The sequence below is a fragment of the Acidovorax sp. HMWF029 genome (assembly GCF_003060895.1).
Lineage (GTDB): Bacteria > Pseudomonadota > Gammaproteobacteria > Burkholderiales > Burkholderiaceae_C > Acidovorax.
The window spans coordinates 1-16,073 of record NZ_QAIH01000034.1 but is presented as its reverse complement, the minus strand read 5'-3'; the positions used below and the strand labels follow the sequence as shown (position 1 = coordinate 16,073).

The 16,073-nt window shown below is 61.9% G+C and carries 10 protein-coding genes and 5 tRNA genes; 13 read left to right on the top strand and 2 right to left on the bottom strand.

The window, feature by feature from the left end; genetic code table 11:
• The first annotated feature begins 205 nt into the window (after window positions 1–205).
• The 13 genes from DBR12_RS02340 to DBR12_RS02280 all read left to right on the top strand — a co-directional run bounded on the left by DBR12_RS02340 (window position 206) and on the right by DBR12_RS02280 (window position 13,189).
• A complete protein-coding gene (locus tag DBR12_RS02340) occupies window positions 206–1,381 on the top strand; it encodes an efflux RND transporter periplasmic adaptor subunit (RefSeq protein WP_108615770.1) in 1,176 nt (391 codons plus the stop codon).
• Between the two features lie 9 nt (window positions 1,382–1,390).
• A complete protein-coding gene (locus tag DBR12_RS02335) occupies window positions 1,391–4,573 on the top strand; it encodes an efflux RND transporter permease subunit (RefSeq protein ID WP_108615769.1) in 3,183 nt (1,060 codons plus the stop codon).
• A 94-nt stretch (window positions 4,574–4,667) separates the two neighbouring features.
• Window positions 4,668–4,754 (top strand) — tRNA-Leu (locus DBR12_RS02330).
• A 75-nt stretch (window positions 4,755–4,829) separates the two neighbouring features.
• Window positions 4,830–6,143, top strand: a complete 1,314-nt coding sequence (gene tig, locus DBR12_RS02325) for a trigger factor (RefSeq protein ID WP_063461791.1) — start codon at window positions 4,830–4,832, stop codon at window positions 6,141–6,143.
• 122 nt (window positions 6,144–6,265) lie between these two features.
• Entirely contained in the window at window positions 6,266–6,874 is a 609-nt protein-coding gene (gene clpP / locus DBR12_RS02320; protein ID WP_108615768.1) for an ATP-dependent Clp endopeptidase proteolytic subunit ClpP, read from the top strand.
• Between the two features lie 102 nt (window positions 6,875–6,976).
• Window positions 6,977–8,242 (top strand): ATP-dependent Clp protease ATP-binding subunit ClpX, encoded by a 1,266-nt coding sequence (gene clpX, locus DBR12_RS02315; protein ID WP_108615767.1) that lies wholly within the window; start codon window positions 6,977–6,979, stop codon window positions 8,240–8,242.
• A 126-nt stretch (window positions 8,243–8,368) separates the two neighbouring features.
• Complete coding sequence (lon, locus tag DBR12_RS02310) at window positions 8,369–10,795, top strand: endopeptidase La (protein WP_108615766.1); 2,427 nt, start codon at window positions 8,369–8,371, stop codon at window positions 10,793–10,795.
• A gap of 85 nt (window positions 10,796–10,880) precedes the next feature.
• Window positions 10,881–10,956: transfer RNA gene (locus DBR12_RS02305), tRNA-Gly, on the top strand.
• Between the two features lie 58 nt (window positions 10,957–11,014).
• A tRNA-Cys gene (locus DBR12_RS02300) sits at window positions 11,015–11,088 on the top strand.
• 180 nt (window positions 11,089–11,268) lie between these two features.
• Window positions 11,269–11,344: transfer RNA gene (locus tag DBR12_RS02295), tRNA-Gly, on the top strand.
• A 154-nt stretch (window positions 11,345–11,498) separates the two neighbouring features.
• Window positions 11,499–11,591, top strand: a tRNA-Leu gene (locus DBR12_RS02290).
• A 297-nt stretch (window positions 11,592–11,888) separates the two neighbouring features.
• Entirely contained in the window at window positions 11,889–12,521 is a 633-nt protein-coding gene (locus tag DBR12_RS02285; RefSeq protein WP_108615765.1) for a DUF6806 family protein, read from the top strand.
• A gap of 143 nt (window positions 12,522–12,664) precedes the next feature.
• Window positions 12,665–13,189 (top strand): M48 family metallopeptidase, encoded by a 525-nt coding sequence (locus DBR12_RS02280; RefSeq protein WP_108615764.1) that lies wholly within the window; start codon window positions 12,665–12,667, stop codon window positions 13,187–13,189.
• Between the two features lie 87 nt (window positions 13,190–13,276).
• Here the strand turns inward: DBR12_RS02280 and murI are convergent, their stop codons facing one another.
• Entirely contained in the window at window positions 13,277–14,170 is an 894-nt protein-coding gene (gene murI / locus DBR12_RS02275; protein ID WP_108615763.1) for a glutamate racemase, read from the bottom strand.
• 163 nt (window positions 14,171–14,333) lie between these two features.
• On the bottom strand, window positions 14,334–15,890 hold the full coding sequence (locus DBR12_RS02270) for a fumarate hydratase (RefSeq protein WP_108615762.1): 1,557 nt from the start codon (window positions 15,888–15,890) through the stop codon (window positions 14,334–14,336).
• Window positions 15,891–16,073: the final 183 nt, after the last annotated feature.

Below are 16,073 nucleotides of genomic sequence, written 5' to 3'. Positions count from 1 at the left end.
CACCCCGGATTGTCGCTTGACAAGGTGGGGGCGCTTCTCATAGATTACTAACCGGTCAGTCAGTAATCAAAAGCCAATTCCATCAGGGACAAGGAGGCTGGCCTGTATCCCGGTGCAACGCAGGCATGTGTGGGCATATGTGTCTGCGTTTGCGTGCAGCCCCCGGCAGCTTCCTTGTAGCCCTTCTTTACTCACCGGATTTCCCATGCGCACACCCTCCGCTTTGCGGCCCCTCCAACGGCACTCACGGTTCCTGCTGGTGTTGGCCACCGCCTCTTTGCTGGCTGCCTGTTCGCGCCCCGCGCCCCCTGAGGAGCCGGTGCGCTCCGTCAAGTTGCTGACTGTGGGGGTGGGGGCGCTGCAGTCCAGCCTGGAGTATTCGGGCGACGTGCGGGCGCGGGTCGAGTCGCGACTGGGCTTTCGGGTGGCGGGCAAGATCGTCAAGCGCCAAGCCGAGCTGGGCCAGCATGTGAAGGCGGGGCAGGTGCTTGCGCAACTGGACCCGAAGGACTACCAGCTTGCAACTGACGCGGCGCGTGCGCAGCTGGCGTCGGCCACCACGCAGCGTGACCTGGCGGCGGCAGACCTCAAACGTTACCAGGCGCTCAAGGACCAGAACTTCATCAGCGGCGCCGAGCTGGAGCGCCGCGAAGCCACGCTCAAGGCCGCGCAGGCCACGCTGGACCAGGCGCGCGCGCAGCTGTCATCGCAGGGCAACCAGGCGGCCTACACCACGCTGGTGGCGGATGTGTCGGGCGTGGTGACGGGCATTGACGCCGAGCCCGGCCAGGTGGTGGCAGCGGGCGCGCCCGTGGTGCGCATTGCCCAGGACGGCCCGCGCGATGTGGTGTTTGCCGTGCCCGAAGACAAGGTGGCACAGATTGCCTTGGGCTCGGAAGTGGCCGTGCGCGGCTGGTCGGGGGGGGGCACGCTGGCTGGTGCAGTGCGCGAGGTGGCGGCCAGCGCCGATGCGGCCACGCGCACCTACCAGGTCAAGGTGGCCATCGACAGCGCGGAGGCCCCGGCTCTGGGCTCCACCGTGTATGTCACGCCCAAAGCGCTGAGCCACGCAGGCATCCCGGCCATCAAGCTGCCCACCAGCGCCCTGCGCCAGGAGGGCCAGGCCACAGCGGTGTGGGTGTACGACCCGACCAGCAGCACGGTGAAGTCGCAGCCCGTGCAGATCGCCACGGCCGATGGCAATGAAGCCGTGGTGGCGGCGGGCCTCACGCCCGGCATGCAGGTGGTGGCGACAGGCGTGCATGTGCTCTCGCCCGGGCAGAAGGTGATGGTTTATCAACCAAAAACGGCCTCTGCGCCTGCTGGTAAAGCGAAGGCAGCTCCTGAATTGGTAGCAAAACCGGCCTCGGCTGCCAACTGAGGGCGACGCATGACACAACAACAACCCAAAGAGGGGTTCAACCTCTCCAAATGGGCGCTTGACCACCCTGCGCTCACCCGCTACCTGATGGTGGTGCTGATGCTGCTGGGTTTCGCAGCCTACTTTCAGCTGGGGCAGGACGAGGATCCGCCGTTCACCTTCCGCGCCATGGTGGTGCGCACCTACTGGCCTGGCGCCACGGCGCAGCAGGTGGCCGAGCAGGTCACCGACAAGATCGAGCGCACGCTGCAGGAAGTGCCTTATGCAGACAAGATCCGCAGCTATTCCAAACCGGGCGAATCGCAGATCATTTTTCAGATCAAGGATTCGTCCAAGGCGAGCGAGGTCGCAAATGTCTGGTACAGCGTGCGCAAGAAGGTGGGCGACATGCGCTACACCCTGCCGTCGGGCATCCAGGGGCCGTTCTTCAACGACGACTTTGGCGATGTGTATGGCGTGATCTACGCGCTGGAGTCTGAAGGCTTCAGCTACGCCGAACTGAAAGCATTTGCCGACGACGCGCGCCAGCAGTTGCTGCGTGTGCCGGATGTGGCCAAGGTTGAGCTGTTCGGCGTGCAGGACGAAAAGCTCTTCATCGAAATTTCGCAAAAGCGCTTGTCCCAACTGGGCCTGGACATGAACCAGGTGCTGGCCCAGCTGGGCCAGCAGAACGCTGTTGAAAGTGCGGGCGCCATCCAGACCCCCCAGGACCAGGTGCAGGTGCGGGTGGAAGGCCAGTTCAACGCCATCGAGGACCTGCGCGCCATGCCCATTCGGGGCCCCTCCGGCGCTCAACTGCGGCTGGGGGATATCGCCGAAGTCAAGCGCGGCTATGTGGACCCGGCCACCGTGAAGGTGCGCCATCAGGGGCAGGAGGTGATTGCGCTTGGTGTCTCCATGGCCAAGGGTGGCGACATCATTGCGTTGGGCAAGGCGTTGCATGCCGCCACCGACCGCATCGGCGGTGCGCTGCCAGCGGGCGTGAAGCTCGTCAACGTGCAAGACCAGCCCAAGGCGGTGTCCACCTCGGTGAACGAGTTTGTCAAGGTGCTGATCGAGGCCGTGGTCATCGTGCTGGCGGTCAGCTTCATCAGCCTGGGCTTGCACAAGCGGCCCGGCAACAACCCGCTGTGGAAGCGCTGGTACATCGACCCCCGCCCGGGGCTGGTGGTGGGCATCACGATCCCGCTGGTGCTGGCCGTCACGTTCCTGGCCATGTGGTACTGGGGCATCGGCCTGCACAAGATCTCGCTGGGCTCGCTCATCATCGCGCTGGGCCTGCTGGTGGACGACGCCATCATCGCGGTCGAGATGATGGTGCTCAAGCTCGAAGAGGGCTACGACAAGGTGCGCGCCGCCACCTTTGCCTATGAGATAACGGCCATGCCGATGCTGACGGGCACACTGATCACGGCGGCGGGTTTCTTGCCCATTGGCTTGGCCAAATCGGTGACGGGCGAGTACACGTTCGCGATCTTTGCCGTGACGGTGATCGCGCTCGTGCTCAGCTGGATTGTGTCGGTGTACTTTGTGCCGTACCTGGGCACGCTGCTGCTCAAGGTGCCACCCCATGTGCTGGCCGCGCAGGCCAACAAGGGCATCACGGACGACCCGCACGAAGTGTTTGACAGCCCGTTCTATCGCACCTTCCGTCGCCTGGTGGACTGGTGTGTCTTGCACCGCTGGATCACCATCGGCGCCACGGTGCTGACGTTTGCGTTGGGCATCGTGGGCATGGGCAAGGTGCAGCAGCAGTTTTTCCCGGATTCGAGCCGGCCTGAAATCCTGGTGGACATCTGGTTCCCTGAGGGCACATCTTTCGCAGGCAATGAAGAAGTGACCAAGCGTGTCGAGCAGCGTCTGCTCTCCGAGCCGGGCGTGAGCTCCGTCAGCACCTGGGTGGGTTCTGGCGTTCCGCGTTTCTATCTGCCGCTGGACCAGGTGTTTCCGCAGAGCAACGTGTCGCAGTTCATCGTGCTGCCGCAGGATCTGAAGGTGCGGGAGTCCCTGCGCGTGAAGTTGCCCGCGCTGCTGGCCGAGGAATTCCCGGAGGTGCGCGGCCGCGTGAAACTGTTGCCCAATGGGCCGCCGGTGCCTTACCCCGTGCAGTTCCGCGTGGTGGGCCCTGATCCGCTGGTACTGCGCGAGCGCGCTGACGAGGTGAAGGCCGAGTTGCGCAAGAACCCAGACATGCGCGGTGTGAACGACAACTGGAATGAGTCCGTGAAGGTGCTGCGTCTGGAAGTGGACCAAGCCAAGGCGCGCGCGCTGGGTGTCACCAGCCAGTCGATTGCCCAGGCGTCCAAGGCCATCCTGTCGGGCACGCAGGTGGGCCAGTTCCGCGAGGGGGACAAGCTCATTGACATCCTGCTGCGCCAGCCGCTGGACGAGCGCAACGCCATCACCGACATTGCCAATGCCTACCTGCCCACGGCCTCGGGCAAGTCGATCCCGCTCACGCAGATTGCCAAGCCGGTGTTTACCTGGGAGCCTGGTGTGATGTGGCGCGAGAACCGCGACTACGCCATCACGGTGCAGGGTGATGTGACCGAGGGCCTGCAGGGCGCCACGGTGACGGCAGCGCTGATGCCTGCGCTCAAGGAGATCGAGGCGAAATGGCGCGCTTCGGGGCAGGTTGCCTATCGCATCGAAGTGGCGGGGGCGGTGGAGGAAAGCTCCAAGGGCTCGGCGTCGATTGCTGCGGGCATTCCCGTGATGTTGTTCATTACCTTCACGCTGCTCATGCTGCAACTGCACAGCTTCAGCCGAGCGATGCTGGTCTTCCTGACCGGGCCGCTGGGCCTGGCGGGTGTGGCTGCTGCGCTGATCCTGCTCAATCGCCCATTCGGTTTTGTGGCGCTGCTGGGGGTGATTGCGCTCATGGGCATGATCCAGCGCAACTCGGTGATCCTGATCGATCAGATCGAACAGGACCGCGCGAGGGGGGTACCTGCGTGGGATGCAATTGTCGAATCCGCAGTGCGCCGCCTGCGCCCCATCGTGCTCACGGCGGCGGCTGCGGTGCTGGCCATGATCCCGCTTTCGCGCAGCGTGTTCTGGGGGCCGATGGCTGTCGCCATCATGGGCGGACTCATTGTGGCAACCGTGCTCACGCTGCTGGCTTTGCCCGCGATGTATGCCGCCTGGTTCCGGGTCAAACGGCCCGCGCCAGAGGTTCTTGGAGGGGTTTGATTCCCACCCCGCTCGCATCAGGGTAAAATAGAAGGTTGACCGATTTCACACAGGCGGCAGCTGAGGTTGCCGCCTGTTTGTTTGATGTAGAACCGCGCGGGTGGCGAAATTGGTAGACGCACCAGGTTTAGGTCCTGACGCCAGCAATGGTGTGGGGGTTCGAGTCCCCCCCCGCGCACCACCCATGTGAGACTTTGCGGAACACGGCGCTGCTGCGCTGCAGCCAGCACGATCCACATTCATAAGAGGAATAGCCATGGCCGTTACTGTTGAAACCCTTGAGAAGCTCGAGCGCAAGATCACGCTGAGCGTGCCCGTCACCCTGATTCAGTCCGAAGTCGATACGCGCCTCAAGCGTCTGGCTCGCACCGTGAAGATGGACGGTTTCCGTCCCGGCAAGGTCCCCATGAACGTGGTGGCCCAGCGCTACGGCTACTCGGTGCAGTATGAAGTGCTCAACGACAAGGTCGGTGAAGCCTTTGCCGTGGCTGCCAATGAAGCCAATCTGCGCGTGGCTGGCCAGCCACGCATCACCGAAAAAGAAGGCGCTCCCGAAGGTCAGGTGACTTTCGACGCCATCTTCGAAGTGTTCCCCGAAGTCAAGATCGCTGACCTGTCGGATGCCGAAGTCGAGAAGCTGTCGTCCGAAGTGACCGACTCTGCCATCGACAAGACCATCGACATCCTGCGCAAGCAGCGCCGCAGCTTCGCTCAGCGCGCCATTGACGCCGCTGCACAAGACGGCGACCGCGTGACCGTGGACTTCGAAGGCAAGATCGACGGCGAACCCTTTGACGGCGGCAAGGCCGAAGACTTCCAGTTCCTGGTGGGCGAAGGCCAGATGCTCAAGGAATTCGAAGACGCTGTGCGTGGTATGAAGTCCGGCGAAAGCAAGACCTTCCCCTTGGCGTTCCCCGCTGAATACCATGGCAAGGATGTGGCTGGCAAGACCGCCGACTTCCTCGTGACCGTGAAGAAGATTGAAGCCGCACACCTGCCCGAAGTGAATGACGCACTGGCCAAGTCGCTGGGTATCGCGGACGGCTCTGTGGATGGCCTGCGTGCCGACATCAAGAAGAATTTGGAGCGCGAAGTCAAGTTCCGCCTGCTGGCTCGTAACAAGCAAGCCGTGATGGACGCCTTGGTGGCCAAGGCCGAGCTGGACCTGCCCAACGCCAGCATCCAGGCAGAAATCGCCCGCCTGCTGGAAGGCGCCCGTGCTGAGCTGAAGCAACGCGGTATCAAGGACGCCGACAAGGCCGAGATCCCTGAAGACGTTTTCCGTCCCCAGGCTGAGCGCCGCGTGCGCCTGGGCCTGGTGCTGGCCGAACTGGTGCGTGCCAACGAACTGCAGGCCAAGCCCGAGCAGCTCAAGGCCCACATCGACGAGCTGGCTGCCAGCTACGAGAAGCCCGAAGACGTGGTGCGCTGGTATTTCGGCGACCGCCAGCGTCTGGCCGAAGTCGAAGCCGTTGTGATCGAAAACAACGTGACCGAATTCGTGCTGGGCAAGGCCAAGGTGGTCGAGAAGGCCGTGTCGTTTGACGAGCTGATGGCCCAACAGGGCTGATGGGTCTGGCCGGGCGGTTTGTTTTCGAGCTGCCCGGTTGCTGCCATCACACAGGGGCTTGTGCTTTCGTGCACAAGCCCCAATTCATTTCTGGGTACAGTACCTGCTTGACTGGAGAAAACATGAGCGCATTGGAAACACAAGGCCTGGGCATGATCCCCATGGTCATCGAGCAGTCGGGCCGTGGCGAACGGTCCTATGACATCTACTCGCGCCTGCTCAAGGAGCGCGTGATTTTCCTGGTGGGGCCGGTCAACGACCAGACCGCCAACCTGGTGGTGGCGCAGCTGCTGTTCCTGGAGAGTGAAAACCCAGACAAGGACATTTCGTTCTACATCAACTCCCCAGGCGGTTCGGTGAGCGCGGGCATGGCGATTTTTGACACCATGAATTTCATCAAGCCGGATGTCTCGACCCTTTGCACTGGCATGGCGGCCAGCATGGGCGCCTTCCTGCTGGCGGCGGGTGCCAAGGGCAAGCGTTTTGCGCTGCCCAACTCCAAGGTCATGATCCACCAGCCGCTGGGTGGCATGCAAGGCCAGGCCACCGAGATCGAGATTCATGCGCGCGAGATACTGAAGACCCGTGAGCAGCTCAACAACATTCTGGCCGAGCGCACGGGCCAGCCGCTGGAGAAGATCCAGCGCGACACAGAACGTGACTATTTCCTGTCGGCAGACGAGGCCAAGGAATACGGCCTGGTGGACCAGGTGATCAGCAAGCGCTCCTGATCGCCAGAGGCTCACTCAGCGGCGTTTTCCCTCGGGGAAGGCGCCGTTTTTTATTTGGTTATCATCCCGACAACTTTCCGTACGTAACAAGGCATTGCCCCCATGGCCGAGAAAAAAGGCTCTTCCAGCGAAAAAACCCTTTACTGCTCTTTCTGCGGCAAAAGCCAGCATGAAGTGAAGAAGCTGATCGCCGGTCCGTCGGTCTTTATCTGCGACGAGTGCATTGACCTGTGCAACGAGATCATTCGCGATGAACTTCCGGCAGGTGATCTGGCCCGCGAAGGCCGCAGTGACCTGCCCACGCCGGTAGAGATCAAAACCAACCTCGACAACTATGTGATTGGCCAGGAGGTGGCCAAGCGCACGCTGGCGGTGGCGGTTTACAACCACTACAAACGACTTCGCCACAAGGACAAGGCCAGCAAGGATGACGTGGAGCTGTCCAAGAGCAACATCCTTCTGATTGGGCCCACGGGTTCGGGCAAGACGTTGCTGGCGCAGACGCTGGCGCGCATGCTGGACGTGCCTTTTGTGATGGCTGACGCCACCACGCTGACCGAGGCAGGTTATGTGGGCGAGGACGTCGAGAACATCGTTCAGAAGCTGCTTCAAAGCTGCAACTACGAAGTCGAGCGCGCCCAGCGCGGGATCGTCTACATCGACGAAATCGACAAAATTTCGCGCAAATCGGACAACCCCAGCATCACCCGCGACGTGTCGGGCGAGGGCGTGCAGCAGGCGCTGCTCAAACTCATCGAAGGCACCATGGCCAGTGTGCCGCCGCAGGGCGGTCGCAAGCACCCGAACCAGGACTTCCTGCAGATCGACACGACCAACATTCTGTTCATCTGCGGCGGTGCGTTCGCGGGCCTGGAGAAAGTGATCGAGAACCGCACCGAAGCGTCGGGAATCGGTTTTGGCGCATCGGTCAAGAGCAAAAAGCAGCGTTCGCTGACCGAGGTATTCACCGAGATTGAGCCTGAGGATCTGATCAAGTTCGGCCTCATCCCCGAGCTGGTGGGTCGTATGCCTGTGGTGACTGCGCTGGCCGAACTGAGCGAGGACGCCCTGGTGCAGATCCTGACCGAGCCCAAGAACGCGCTGGTCAAACAGTACAGCAAGCTGTTGTCGATGGAGGGTGTGGACCTGGAGATCCGCCCTGCGGCGCTCAAGGCCATTGCCCGCAAGGCACTCGCTCGCAAGACTGGCGCGCGGGGATTGCGTTCGATCCTGGAGCAATCGCTGATCGGCACGATGTTCGACTTGCCCAATACGAGCAATGTCGAAAAGGTGGTGGTGGACGAATCCACCATCGAAGAAAACAAGCCGCCGCTGCTCGTCTACCGCGAAGCGGCCAAGAAGGCCTGAGAAGACCGGAGCGGGCGTCTTGTTGCCGCCCCTTGCACCATCAACCCTTGCGCCAGTACGGCTGCGTGCAAGGGTTGAAAATCCCCTCATGTGGAACCACTTTCACTGAGCACTTTGAGGATTTCCATGTCCGGACATACCCCCCTGCCAGCCACTCCCATCGACCTGCCACTGCTTCCATTGCGCGATGTGGTGGTGTTCCCTCACATGGTGATCCCGCTCTTCGTGGGCCGTCCCAAGAGCATCAAGGCGCTTGAGATGGCCATGGAGGCAGATCGCCGCATTATGTTGGTTGCCCAAAAGGCAGCCGCCAAGGACGAGCCCTTGGTGTCGGACATGTTCGATGTCGGCTGTGTCTCCACCATTTTGCAGATGCTCAAGCTGCCCGACGGCACAGTGAAAGTGCTTGTCGAAGGCCAGCAGCGTGCGCTGGTGACCTCCATCGACGACACCGAGACGCATTTCATGGCGACCGTCGCGCCGGTTGAGGCCACACCAGAGGCCAACAAGCCCAGCGAGATTGAGGCGCTGCGCCGTGCGGTGATGCAGCAGTTTGACCAGTACGTCAAACTCAACAAGAAGATCCCGCCCGAGATCCTGACGTCCATCTCCAGCATCGACGATCCCGGCCGCCTGGCCGACACCATCGCTGCCCACCTGCCACTCAAGCTCGAAAACAAGCAGGTCGTGCTGGACCTTTCGGATGTGAAGGCTCGTCTCGAAAACCTTTTTGAGCAGCTCGACCGCGAGGTGGACATCCTCAACGTTGACAAGAAGATCCGTGGCCGCGTGAAGCGCCAGATGGAAAAGAACCAGCGCGACTTCTACCTGAATGAACAGGTCAAGGCCATCCAGAAGGAACTGGGCGAGGGCGACGAAGGTGCGGACATCGAGGAGATCGAGAAGAAGATCAAGCTCGCCAAGATGCCTGCGGAGGCGCGCAAGAAGGCTGAGGCCGAGCTCAAGAAACTCAAACTGATGTCGCCCATGTCGGCCGAAGCCACTGTTGTGCGCAACTACATCGACGTGCTCACGGCGCTGCCCTGGAGCAAGAAGACCAAGATCAAACACGACCTGGTCAATGCGGAGGGCGTGCTCAACGAAGACCACTATGGCCTTGATAAGGTCAAGGACCGCATTCTCGAATATCTCGCAGTACAGCAGCGCGTGGACAAGGTGAAGGCGCCTATTTTGTGTCTGGTGGGGCCACCGGGCGTGGGCAAGACTTCGCTGGGCCAGTCGATTGCCAAGGCCACCGGGCGCAAGTACGTTCGGATGGCCCTGGGCGGCATGCGCGACGAGGCAGAGATCCGTGGGCACCGCCGCACCTACATCGGCGCATTGCCGGGCAAAGTGCTGCAGAGCCTTTCGAAGGTGGGCACACGCAATCCATTGTTCCTGCTCGACGAAATCGACAAACTGGGCACCGACTTCCGGGGCGATCCATCGAGTGCGCTGCTGGAGGTACTGGATCCCGAGCAGAACCACACCTTCGGGGACCACTACGTCGAGGTCGATTTCGACCTCAGTGACGTGATGTTTGTGGCGACATCCAACTCGATGAACATCCCGCCTGCTTTGCTGGACCGGATGGAGGTGATTCGCCTTTCGGGCTACACCGAAGATGAAAAAACCAGCATCGCCATGAAGTACCTGCTGCCCAAGCAGCTCAAGAACAATGGCGTGAAGGACGAAGAGCTGCTGATTACAGAGCCCGCCGTGCGCGACATGGTGCGCTACTACACGCGGGAGGCGGGCGTGCGTTCGCTGGAGCGCGAACTCTCCAAAATCTGCCGCAAGGTGGTCAAGGGTCTTCAGCTCAAGAAGCTTACGCCCCAGGTGGTGGTGACTGCCGACAACCTGCCTGACTTTCTGGGCGTGCGCAAGTACACCTATGGCCGCGCCGAGTTGCAAAACCAGGTGGGGCAGGTGGTGGGTCTGGCCTGGACGGAAGTGGGCGGCGATCTATTGACCATCGAGGCGGCCATCATGCCCGGCAAGGGCGTGATCACGCGCACAGGCTCCCTGGGCGATGTGATGAAGGAATCCGTGGAGGCCGCACGTACCGTGGTGCGTAGCCGTGCACGCATACTCGGTATAAAGGATGAAGCGTTTGAGAAGCGCGACATCCACATCCACGTGCCGGACGGCGCTACGCCCAAGGATGGCCCCAGTGCGGGCGCCGCGATGACGACCGCGTTTGTGTCGGCACTCACGGGCATCCCTGTGCGCGGTGACGTGGCCATGACCGGCGAAATTACGCTGCGCGGTGAAGTCACGGCCATCGGGGGGCTTAAGGAAAAGCTGCTGGCCGCGCTGCGTGGCGGTATCAAAACCGTGCTCATCCCCGAGGAAAACGTGAAGGACTTGCAGGAGATTCCAGACAACGTGAAGAGCGGGCTGGAAATCGTGCCCGTGCGCTGGATCGACAAGGTGCTGGAAGTGGCTCTCGAGAGCAAACCCGTGCCCCTGACGGACGAAGATGTGGCGGTCGTGGCACCGGCCGAAAAAACGACCGTTTCGTCTGCCGCCTCCGATAGTTTGAAACATTGACGCAATTTTTTTGGAGAGCTCCGAAAAATGCGCTACAATTCATTCCATCGCAGCAAACGTTGTACAATGTAAGGCTTCGGTAAATGCGGGAATAGCTCAGTTGGTAGAGCGCAACCTTGCCAAGGTTGAGGTCGAGAGTTCGAGACTCTTTTCCCGCTCCAATTTCCAGAAAAAGGGAAGCAAATGCTTCCCTTTTTTGTCAGAGGAATGCGAATTCCTGGCGCGGTAGCAAAGCGGTTATGCCCCGGATTGCAAATCCGGTTAGTCCGGTTCGACTCCGGACCGCGCCTCCAGATACGGTCTTCGCCGTCCATGGCTCAGAATCTTTTGGGATTCGGGGTTGTCTGAAGGCGGGTGAGGCTGGTAGGTGATTGGAAAAATTTTGGTCTGCAACCTGATGAGACCAAAAAATAGCGATATAATTTGAGGCTTGCTGATAAGCACTAACGGAAGCGTTAGGGTGGCAGGCAAATGCGGGAATAGCTCAGTTGGTAGAGCGCAACCTTGCCAAGGTTGAGGTCGAGAGTTCGAGACTCTTTTCCCGCTCCATATTCGTAAAGGGAAGCTCAGGCTTCCCTTTTTTCTTGGTGCTCCGGCTTGCGTCGTTTTCAGGTGCAAGTCTGTGGACTGAGATGCGACAGGGCATTGCGCGCATGCGCTGCCCGGGTTACGCTGCAACGCAGGTGTGCGCTCAGCAGCCGGCGCCCCGATGGTGAAATTGGTAGACACTGCGGACTTAAAATCCGCCGCTTTCCTGAAAAGGGGCGTGCCGGTTCGACCCCGGCTCGGGGCACCACGAAGAGCCTGTTCAATGTCTTTTTGGAGATCGCATTGGAGTGCAATCGGGATGGGTGGATGATCCGGCTGCGCAGTATGGGCTCATGTCCATCCAAGCAGCCGTGGCGTCAAAACTCCAAGTTCATCGGCCCGATTTCATTTCAACCCTGCGGGCAAGTGTCTTGCCGGGCGGCCTGCGGCGTTGCGGCGCTTGCCAATAGCCAAGCTATTGGCCGCGCACCGCGCCTGGCAGCCCATCCCGGGAAGGTGCTTGTGGGACTCCAAAAGGACATTGAACAGGCTCTAGGATTCAATCATGTCAAGTTACAACGCTCCCTTTGAAATCCACGTCCACGGACAGGTCCCTTTGCGCGCCGATGTCAGTTTTGACCAGCTCCAGGAGGCCCTCAAACCCTTGTGGAAGTACGCCGGAGCCCGTTCGCTGGCCGATGGCGCGGCCAGCGCCTATGAAGAAGAGCCGGGCATCAAGTTCGATGCGCAGGAGCACCTGCTGCAGATGTGCTGGACCGTGCGGGGCGATGAGGATTTCCGTCAGTCGCTCGACGAGATGTGCATGAGCCTCAACGAACTGGCCGAGCAGGGGGCTGCGATCGAAGTCACGTTCTATGACACCGACTTTGACGAAGAAGAGGAAGAGCAGGGCGCCGAATCGCGTGACGACTTTGTGATGCTCTTCGTGGGGCCCACCCCCGCAGCCATCATGCAGGTGCAGCGTGATTTGCTGGTGCAGGACGTCGTGAACATGATGGAGCGCCACTTTGATGGTGCCGAGCTGGGCGGCGTGGTTGCCGAGATCGACAAGCTGTTCAGCCAGCGGTTTCATGCGCTGGTGGACTCGCTGGAAATCGGCAAGCCTCCGCGCGGCCCGGGTGGCCCCGGTAGCGGACATGGTGGCGGCGGTGGTCGCCGTCCTCGCCACCTGCACTGACATCCTCTCTGCGCAAGCAAGGCGCCCTGTGTAGCGGGGCGGTGGTTCCGGCTTGCTGAGACCCATGCGGTCGGTATGCTTGGCCAGGCTATCGCAGAGCTTTGCCACCCCGCGGCGGCCATGCCGCCATGCCGCTCCCTGTTATGACCTCCGATCTCCCCTATCTGCGCTCCTATCCGGCGGCTTTGCAGGAGCAGGCGCGCGACCTGCTGGTGCAGGGAAAGCTGGGGGCGGTACTTCTGCGCAAGTACCCCGCTGCACACGCCGTGCGCAGTGACAAGGCTCTGTATGACTACGTGCAGGAGCTGAAGGCGCGCTACCTTCGTAACGCGGGCACGGTCAACAAGGTGCTGTTTGACAACAAGATCCATGTGGTGCGCCACGCACTGGGTTTGCACACTGCGGTGTCGCGTGTGCAGGGCAACCGGTTGACGGCCAAACACGAGATACGCATTGCCGCGATGTTCAAGCAAGCGCCGGACGAGTTCCTGCGCATGATCGTGGTCCACGAGCTGGCCCACCTGCGGGAGAAAGACCATGGCAAAGCCTTCTACCAGTTGTGCACCCACATGGAGCCGCAGTACCACCAGTACGAGTTCGACCTGCGGCTGTACCTCACGCATGTGGAACACGCGGGCACCCGGCTGTGGGGTGTGGAGCAGCCCTGATGGCTGTGAAATCAAGCCTAAAATGCTATTAATTTAATAGCTCTTCGGGGTTTTTGGACGCGCGCAGAGGCCGATTTTTGCCTTGAATCAGGGCACCTGCACAGACTGGCAGCAACTCGTGGGCAGGTTCAGCCAGCGCTGCGCAGCGGCCTCCAGCATGGCGACGGGGCCTGTGGTCAGCAGTTGCACCGCAGGCGTGGTCCCTGGCGATGGCGCAGGGGGCTTGTCCGGTCGAGTTTCTGCGGGCACATGCAACAGGCCAGCGGCTTCCAGCAGGCGTCGCGTCTGGCGGGCCACGGGCTCGCCGGTTTCGATGAACTGCACGCCGGGCCCCACCAGAGCGCGCAGTTCATGGGCCACAAAGATGTAGTGCGTGCAGCCCAGCACCAGGGTGTCCATCTGCCCCGGGGCGGTGCCAAAGCTGCCCATGGCCTGGACATAACGCGCGCACAGCGCGCCGGTCTCAGTGGCATCGACGGGGCTGCCCGGGGCGGCCACTGGCAGCGCCACGCTACGCTCGATGGCATGGGCCAGGCCGTCACAGGGTTGCACCACAAAATGCGCCTGCTCATTCAGCGAGGCCATGAGCTTGCTGAACTTCGCACTGGTCAGCGTGCCCCGTGTGCCGATCACGCCCACATGCCCGGTTTTGGTGACTGCCAGGGCAGGTTTGATGGCGGGTTCCAGGCCCACCAGGGGCAATGTGGGGTGGCTGCTGCGCACCTCGTGGATGGCGGCTGCCGTGGCGGTGTTGCAGGCCACCACCAGGGCCTTGATGCCGTGCTGCTCGCACAGGTACTGCGTGATGGCATGGGTGCGAGCCGCCACATAGGCATCACCTCGCTCGCCGTAAGGGGCGTGGGCGCTATCGGCCAGGTACACGAAACGCTCGTGGGGCATGGCGGCCAGCAGGGCGCGCAGCACGCTCAGCCCACCGACGCCACTGTCAAAAACACCGATGGGAGAAGAGGCCTGCGGCATCAAGAAACCAAGCTCTGGCTGTTGGACGAAAGCGTGGATTGTAGGAAACACGCCGCCTCCGTGCTGGAAGCGGCGGGCACGCAAGAAAAAACCGCCCGAAGGCGGTTGGGAAGGCTGCCACAGGCGCTAGGTCATGGCGCCTGGGTCATGGCGTGGGCTGGGCTCAGGCCGCCGCGACTTCGATGCCCTTGAACTCGCCCGAGGCGATGCGCTTTTGCCATTCGGCCGGGCCGGTGATGTGGGCGCTGGTGCCGCCGGCGTCCACGGCCACGGTCACGGGCATGTCCACCACGTCAAATTCGTAGATGGCTTCCATGCCCAGGTCTTCAAAGCCCACGACCTTGGCGGTCTTGATGGCCTTGGAGACCAGGTAGGCGGCACCGCCCACTGCCATCAGGTAGGCGCTCTGGTGCTTCTTGATGGCCTCGATGGCGACTGGGCCGCGCTCGGCCTTGCCCACCATGGCGATCAGGCCGGTCTGGGCCAGCATCATCTCGGTGAAGCCGTCCATGCGCGTGGCGGTGGTGGGGCCTGCTGGGCCCACGGCTTCGCCCTTGACGGGGTCCACGGGGCCCACGTAGTAAATGATGCGGTTGGTGAAGTCCACGGGCAGCTTCTCGCCCTTGGCCAGCATGTCCTGGATGCGCTTGTGCGCGGCATCGCGGCCCGTCAGCATCTTGCCGTTGAGCAGCAGCGTATCGCCGGGCTTCCAGCTGGCGACTTCTTCCTTGGTCAGCGTGTCGAGGTTGACCTTCTTGCTCTTGTTGTAGTCGGGCGCCCAGTCCACGTTGGGCCACAGGTCAAGGCTCGGGGGCGTGAGGTACACGGGGCCCGAGCCGTCCATCACGAAGTGGGCGTGGCGCGTGGCTGCGCAGTTGGGGATCATCGCAATCGGCTTGCTGGCCGCGTGCGTGGGGTACATCTTGATCTTGACGTCCAGCACCGTGGTCAGGCCGCCCAGGCCTTGGGCACCGATGCCCAGGGCATTGACCTTTTCAAACAGCTCCAGGCGCAGCTTTTCGACATTGTCGAGTTCGGCACCGCTGGCTTGTTTGGCCTGCAGCTCGTACATGTCCAGGTCGTCCATCAGGCTTTCCTTGGCCATGAGCACCGCCTTCTCGGCCGTGCCGCCAATGCCAATGCCCAGCATGCCGGGTGGGCACCAGCCTGCGCCCATGGTGGGCACGGTTTTGAGCACCCAGTCCACCACGTTGTCGCCGGGGTTGAGCATGTACATCTTGGACTTGTTCTCGGAGCCGCCGCCCTTGGCTGCCACCGTCACGTCCACGGTGTTGCCGGGCACGATCTCGGTGAAGATCACGGCGGGGGTGTTGTCCTTGGTGTTCTTGCGGGCGAACTGCGGGTCGGCCACGACCGAGGCGCGCAGCGTGTTGTCGGGGTGGTTGTAGCCACGGCGCACGCCTTCGTTGATGGCGTCGTCCAGGCTGCCGGTGAAGCCTTCCCAGCGCACATCCATGCCCACTTTCAGGAACACATTGACGATGCCGGTGTCCTGGCAGATGGGGCGCTGGCCGGTGGCGCTCATCTTGCTGTTGGTCAGGATCTGCGCGATCGCATCCTTGGCCGCCGGGCTCTTTTCGCGCTCGTAGGCGCGGGCCAGGTGGGCAATGTAGTCGGTGGGGTGGTAGTAGCTGATGTACTGCAGCGCGCCGGCAATGGATTCGATCAGGTCTTCTTGGCGAATGGTCGTCGTGGTCATGGCGGTGGGGGTTTTAGGGAAAACGCGAACCCCGAATTATCCCCCGGCGGGCTTGCGTGGTCCTGTCAGGGGCCATGGTGGGGGGGCTGCCGGGTGCTGGCGCGCCGTGGCCTGGGGTGGGTATGCTGCGGTCTGGTGTTTCGTTCCACTCCCATTCGCTCGCTGAGCGGCAAGGCCCACCCG

Excerpts from the sequence above, each read along its gene's own strand:
- DBR12_RS02335 (WP_108615769.1), top strand. The coding sequence starts at position 1,391 with ATGACACAACAACAACCCAAAGAGGGGTTCAACCTCTCCAAATGGGCG.
- DBR12_RS02280 (WP_108615764.1), top strand. The coding sequence starts at position 12,665 with ATGACCTCCGATCTCCCCTATCTGCGCTCCTATCCGGCGGCTTTGCAG.
- clpP (WP_108615768.1), top strand. The coding sequence starts at position 6,266 with ATGAGCGCATTGGAAACACAAGGCCTGGGCATGATCCCCATGGTCATC.
- murI (WP_108615763.1), bottom strand. The coding sequence starts at position 14,170 with ATGCCGCAGGCCTCTTCTCCCATCGGTGTTTTTGACAGTGGCGTCGGT.
- DBR12_RS02340 (WP_108615770.1), top strand. The coding sequence starts at position 206 with ATGCGCACACCCTCCGCTTTGCGGCCCCTCCAACGGCACTCACGGTTC.
- lon (WP_108615766.1), top strand. The coding sequence starts at position 8,369 with ATGTCCGGACATACCCCCCTGCCAGCCACTCCCATCGACCTGCCACTG.
- tig (WP_063461791.1), top strand. The coding sequence starts at position 4,830 with ATGGCCGTTACTGTTGAAACCCTTGAGAAGCTCGAGCGCAAGATCACG.
- DBR12_RS02285 (WP_108615765.1), top strand. The coding sequence starts at position 11,889 with ATGTCAAGTTACAACGCTCCCTTTGAAATCCACGTCCACGGACAGGTC.
- DBR12_RS02270 (WP_108615762.1), bottom strand. The coding sequence starts at position 15,890 with ATGACCACGACGACCATTCGCCAAGAAGACCTGATCGAATCCATTGCC.
- clpX (WP_108615767.1), top strand. The coding sequence starts at position 6,977 with ATGGCCGAGAAAAAAGGCTCTTCCAGCGAAAAAACCCTTTACTGCTCT.